Source organism: Sandaracinobacteroides sp. (genome assembly GCF_057137845.1).
In genome coordinates, this window is the sequence record NZ_DBNHFX010000160.1 from 1 (window position 1) to 5468 (window position 5468).

3 protein-coding genes and 1 pseudogene are annotated in these 5468 nt (G+C 62.9%); all 4 read left to right on the forward strand.

Annotated features, from left to right (window positions below):
• Positions 1 to 119 precede the first annotated feature (119 nt).
• The gene (gene dusB / locus AC16JP_RS09075) at positions 120 to 1163 is read left to right on the forward strand and encodes a tRNA dihydrouridine synthase DusB (RefSeq protein WP_484340292.1); all 1044 of its coding nucleotides are present in this window, start codon (positions 120 to 122) and stop codon (positions 1161 to 1163) included.
• Between the two features lie 100 nt (positions 1164 to 1263).
• Positions 1264 to 3537, forward strand: coding sequence for a sensor histidine kinase NtrY-like (locus AC16JP_RS09080; protein ID WP_484340293.1), 2274 nt, complete (start codon positions 1264 to 1266; stop codon positions 3535 to 3537).
• A gap of 1 nt (position 3538) precedes the next feature.
• On the forward strand, positions 3539 to 4927 hold the full coding sequence (ntrX, locus tag AC16JP_RS09085) for a nitrogen assimilation response regulator NtrX (protein WP_484340294.1): 1389 nt from the start codon (positions 3539 to 3541) through the stop codon (positions 4925 to 4927).
• Positions 4928 to 5071: 144 nt separating this feature from the next.
• Positions 5072 to 5332 (forward strand): annotated as a pseudogene (gene hfq / locus AC16JP_RS09090) (RNA chaperone Hfq); the annotation flags it as partial.
• Positions 5333 to 5468: the final 136 nt, after the last annotated feature.

The following is a 5468-nucleotide window of genomic DNA, read 5'->3' on the forward strand; positions in this document are numbered from 1 at the left end:
GCGCGGCGTTCACGGGAGAGTTTGTGCCTTCATCGAGCATCGGCGTCGCCCATAGGCCGTCCGCTTCTTGCCGGAAAGGGGGGACTCGTCTATGGCGTCCGTTCTCATCAGGACAGGTCATGCAGAAACCCTCCCCGCATTCGCTCGGGCCGCTTTCGATCGGGCCGGTATCCATAGAGTCTCCGGTCATACTGGCACCCATGACCGGCGTAACCGACCGGCCGTTCCGCACGCTGGTCAAGCGGTTTGGCGCGGGCCTGACCGTGACGGAGATGATCGCGTCCGAGGCGATGGTGCGCGAAACCCGGCAATCGCTGCAAAAGGCCGCCTGGGACCCATCCGAAGAACCTGTTTCGATGCAGCTTTCCGGCTGTGAGCCACGCGTGATGGCTGAAGCTGCCCGCCTGAACGAGCAGCGCGGCGCAGCGATCATCGACATCAACATGGGTTGCCCGGTGAAGAAGATCGTCAACGGTCACGCCGGTTCACACCTGATGAAAGACCTGAGGCTGGCGGCGCAACTTATTGAACATACAGTAAAGGCAGTCTCGGTCCCGGTTACGCTGAAAATGCGTATGGGCTGGTGCCACGACAGCCTGAATGCACCGGAACTGGCCCGGATCGCTGAAGATCTGGGCATCCGCATGATCACCGTGCATGGCCGCACGCGCAACCAGATGTATTCCGGCACCGCCGACTGGGCGTTCGTTGCAACTGTGAAGCAGGCGGTTTCCCTGCCCGTCATCGTCAACGGCGACATTTGTTCGCCGGCGGATGCGCGTGAAGCGTTGCGGCAATCGGGCGCCGACGGCGTGATGGTTGGCCGTGGCGCCTATGGCAAGCCGTGGCTGCTGGGCCAGGTGATGGCGGAACTGTCGGGTGGCCCCGTGCCCAAGGCTCCGCCACTCGACGAGCAGAAGCAGATCGTTCTCGAACATTATCAGGCGATGCTTGACCTTTACGGGCGTGAACATGGTGTGCCGATCGCCCGCAAACATCTTGGCTGGTACACCAAGGGTCTGCACGGCTCGGCAGAATTCCGCAACAAGGTCAACATGGTGCCTGATTCCGGGGAAGTGATCGCCATGCTGGATCGGTTCTACGACGAACTGTTGCAGGCGCCCCCGTCGACGCTACAGACACAGATCGCCGCTGCGGCCTGAACCGAGCCTCCCGGCCAGAGGCAAATTGTATCGGATTGGCCACGCTGTGTGCTGATCTGTGTTTCTTTGGCAACGCGACTCTGCTAGGCACGCAGCGGTCATGGCTAGCCCTACGGGATCCTTCGCGCAGCGTGTGGCAGTGCGGCTCAGGCTGGCGCGGCGGCGGTTCGGCCGCTGGGCGGCGACGCCGGGGCAGTCGGCCGGGCTTGAAATCCTCGTCGGCGCGATTGCACTGCTGGTCGGGCTTTCCTCCTATGCTTTCCTTACGGGCAAGCGCGCACCTGCCGAGGGTTTTTCGCCGTCGCTGGTGGCGCTGCTGCTGGTCGCCAACCTGTTGCCGCTGCTGGCGTTACTGTTCCTGATCGGCAGGCGGGTTGCGGCACTGATCGGCAATCGCAGGGCAGGGCGGGCGGGCGCACACCTGCATGTCCGTCTGGTTGCGCTGTTTGCCGCGCTTGCAGCCGCGCCGACCATATTGGTGGTGATCTTCGCATCATTGCTGTTCCAGTTCGGCGTGCAGTTCTGGTTCTCGGACCGGGCGAAGACCGTGCTCGACAATGCGGATCAGGTTGCGCAAACCTATGTCGAGGAAAACAAAGCCAGAATTCTGGACGATGTTGTCGCCATGGGGCGCGATGTCTCGGATTACTGGAATGATTTCGGTGTCGGCTCTCCGAACTTCCGTGAAGGGCTTGCCTTTCAGGTAGCGGCGCGGAACCTGTCGGAAGCGGCTGTCTTTCACATCGGCAACGACGGTCCGGCCATGCTTGCCTCAGCCAGCCTCGATGCCCCCCAGCTAACGGGCAGGCTGGCGACGCTGGATCTTTCAACCATCCGGCCCGGTGAAGCCGTCGCCATCGCTTCAGCCAAAGACCGGGTAGAGGCTGTTGTCAGGTTGCACGCGAAGGCGCCGGTGTTCGTCTATACCAGCCGCACCGTTGAACCGCGTGTGCTGGAACAAGTGACCCGAACGCAGCAGGCGCTTAGCGAATACAAGGCGCTGACGGATCGATCCCGCGCGCTGCAATGGCGGTTCAACCTGATCCTGCTTGTTGTGTCGCTGCTGGTGGTGGCGGTTGCTGTCTGGTACGCGATCCTGCTGGCCACCCGCATCGTGACGCCGATCGGCGAACTGGCAGAAGCCGCCGAGAAAGTGGGGCAAGGTGACCTCGATGCGCGGGTCGACCCAAAGGGCGCGAACGACGAAATCGGCACGCTTGCCCGGCGGTTCAACCGGATGACGGCCGAACTGAAGGCCCAGCAAAGCGCGCTGATCGACGCCAACGAGCAGTCGGAACTGCGGCGTCGCTTTACCGAAGCGGTGTTGTCGGGCGTATCGGCCGGGGTATTGTCGATCGATTCACATGGCGTGATCCGGCTTGCCAACGCCAGCGCCGAGGCGCTTCTTGACTGCGGCCCGCTGGGCCTGTCGGGGCGGACCGTGGCCGAAGCCGCGCCCGAATTTCAGCAACTGCTGGAAACCGCCCGCCACGAAGGGGTCGCCGCTGGCGAGGTAAGCCGTGCCCGCCCGCAAAGCCGGGGCGTTGCCGAAGCGCAGACTCTTGCTGTCCGCCTGACGGCCGATACCGGCGGCGAACCGAACTACATCCTGACCTTCGACGATATTACCCAGCGGTTGGCCGACCAGCGTCGTGCGGCCTGGGCGGATGTGGCGCGCCGTATCGCCCATGAAATCCGCAACCCGCTGACGCCGATCGTACTGGCCGCCGAACGGCTGAAGCGCAGATTTTCGCCGGAAGTGGCGCACGACGGCGAGGTGTTCGCACAACTTACCGACACTATCATCCGGCAGGTGGATGATATCCGCCGCATGGTGGATGAATTCTCGGCCTTTGCGCGGATGCCGACACCGGTGTTCCACGAGGAATCCCTGCCCGAAATCGCCCGACAGTCGATCTTTCTGGCCGAAGTGGCGATGCCGGACATTCGGTTCCGGCTGGATGCGCCCGCCTCCATGCCGCCCTTTGTATGCGACCGCAGGCAGATCGGGCAGGTTTTCACCAATCTGCTGAAAAATGCTTCCGAAGCTATTGTATCGAAAGCGGAACAGCAGCACGATGAAGTGTCGGTAACCATGAGCACCATCGACCATCTGCTGGTGGTCGAGGTGGCCGACACCGGCTGCGGCCTGCCGCACGAGCTTGGCGACCGCCTGTTCGAACCATATGTGACGACCCGCCAGCGCGGGACCGGCCTTGGCCTCGCCATCGTCAAACGGATCGTCGAGGATCATCGCGGACGGCTGCTGATCGGAAATCGCCCTGAAGGGGGCGCGTTCGTCCGCATGGAGTTCGACATGGTCACGAACGGCGCCCTTCTTCTGCAACCCGAACCCGAGAAAGAGACGATCTGAAATGCCCCTCGATATTCTGGTCGTGGACGATGAAGCCGACATCCGCTCGCTGATCGCCGGGGTCCTGGAGGACGAGGGCTATCGCCCGCGCACTGCCGCAGACAGTGACGCCGCGCTTGCTGCATTGGCGGAACGTCGGCCGGCGCTGCTGATCCTCGACATCTGGCTTCAGGGGTCGCGGCTGGATGGTCTGGAATTGCTTGACGTGGTGAAGGCGAAGGATCCGGGGCTTCCTGTCCTCATCATTTCGGGCCACGGCAACCTTGATACCGCAGTCGCGGCGATCAAGCGCGGCGCCTGGGACTTCATCGAAAAGCCGTTTCAGGCCGACCAGTTGCTGATGGCTGTTGCCCGCGCGACCGAGACCGAGCGGCTGCGCCGCGAAGTCGATGAACTGCGGAACCTTGCGGGCATCGAAAATGAACTGACCGGCACCAGCCAGGCGATCAACAGTGTCCGCGCGACGATCAAGCGGGTGGGCGCAACCGGCAGCCGCGTGCTGATCCAGGGCCCGGCCGGTTCCGGCAAGGAAGTCGCGGCAAGGCTGCTGCACCGCTGGTCGAGCCGCGCTGAACGCGCGTTCGTCGTCGTTGCGGCGGCCCGAATGGAACCTGACCGCGTCGAGGAAGAACTGTTCGGAGAAGAGCAGGGCGGCGAACTCGTTCGGCCAGGACTGCTTGAGGTGGCCGATGGAGGAACCCTGTTCATCGACGAAGTGGCAGATATGCCACTGACAACGCAGGCGAAAATCCTGCGCGTGCTGACCGATCAAAGCTTTCAGCGCGTCGGCGGCAACCGTTCGATCAAAGTCGATGTGCGGGTTGTGTCGGCAACGGCGCGCGACCTTGCGTCGGAAATACAGGCGGGCAGGTTCCGCGAAGATTTATACTACCGCCTGAACGTGGTGCCGGTGCGCCTGCCGTCGCTCGCCGACCGGCGGGAGGACATCCCGCATCTGGCGGAATATTTCCTTGCCCGGCTGGCGGCCGAGCGGCGCGTCAGGACGCCGACGATCGGCGAGGAAGCGATCGCTGCGCTTCAGGCCTATGACTGGCCGGGCAATGTGCGCCAGTTGCGCAACATCGTCGAGCGCACACTGATCATGGCCCCGGCAGACGGCGCCGAACGTATCGACCACGAGCATCTGCCGCCGGAACTGACATCGGCGCCTGCGCGGCTTCTGCCGGATCAGGCCGCCCGGTCGATCATGGGAACCCCGCTTCGCGAAGCACGGGAGGCGTTCGAGCGGGAATATCTGAAAGTGCAGATCCGCCGATTCTCGGGCAACATCAGCCGCACGGCGGCGTTCATCGGCATGGAGCGTTCGGCGCTGCACCGGAAATTGAAAGCGCTTGGCATATCGGAATCCGACCGAATTGATGACGAATGAGCTAAAATCCAGTAGTTTGGCGGTTGTGCGCAGGCCTTAGGCCAATTACATAGCGCGTTGGCGCGTCGAGTATGCGTCGGTCGACACCGGGCAACGGTGCGTATGCGGGCGCCAAGGCCCGCCAAGAGCGAGAGAAGGCGACCGATGGTCGAGAAGGCGACGAAGACAGGCGAAAAGGCGAACAACTTGCAGGACGTGTTCCTGAATGCGGTTCGCAAGAGCAAGGTTCCCGTGACCATGTTCCTTGTGAATGGCGTCAAGTTGCAGGGCGTCATCACCTGGTTCGACAATTTCTCGGTGTTGTTGCGCCGTGATGGGCACTCGCAGTTGGTGTACAAGCACGCCATTTCCACGGTCATGCCTGCCGCACCCATCCAGTTGTTCGAACAGGGCGCTGGGGACGACGAGTATTGACACCAAAGCACGAGGTCGAAACTGCCCTTGAGCGGCGCGGGTTCGATCCAACACGCGGCACCAGTTTCGGTGCGCCAGCGATCGTCGTGCATCCGGCCATGGATTACCGCAAGGACGACGCGCCCCG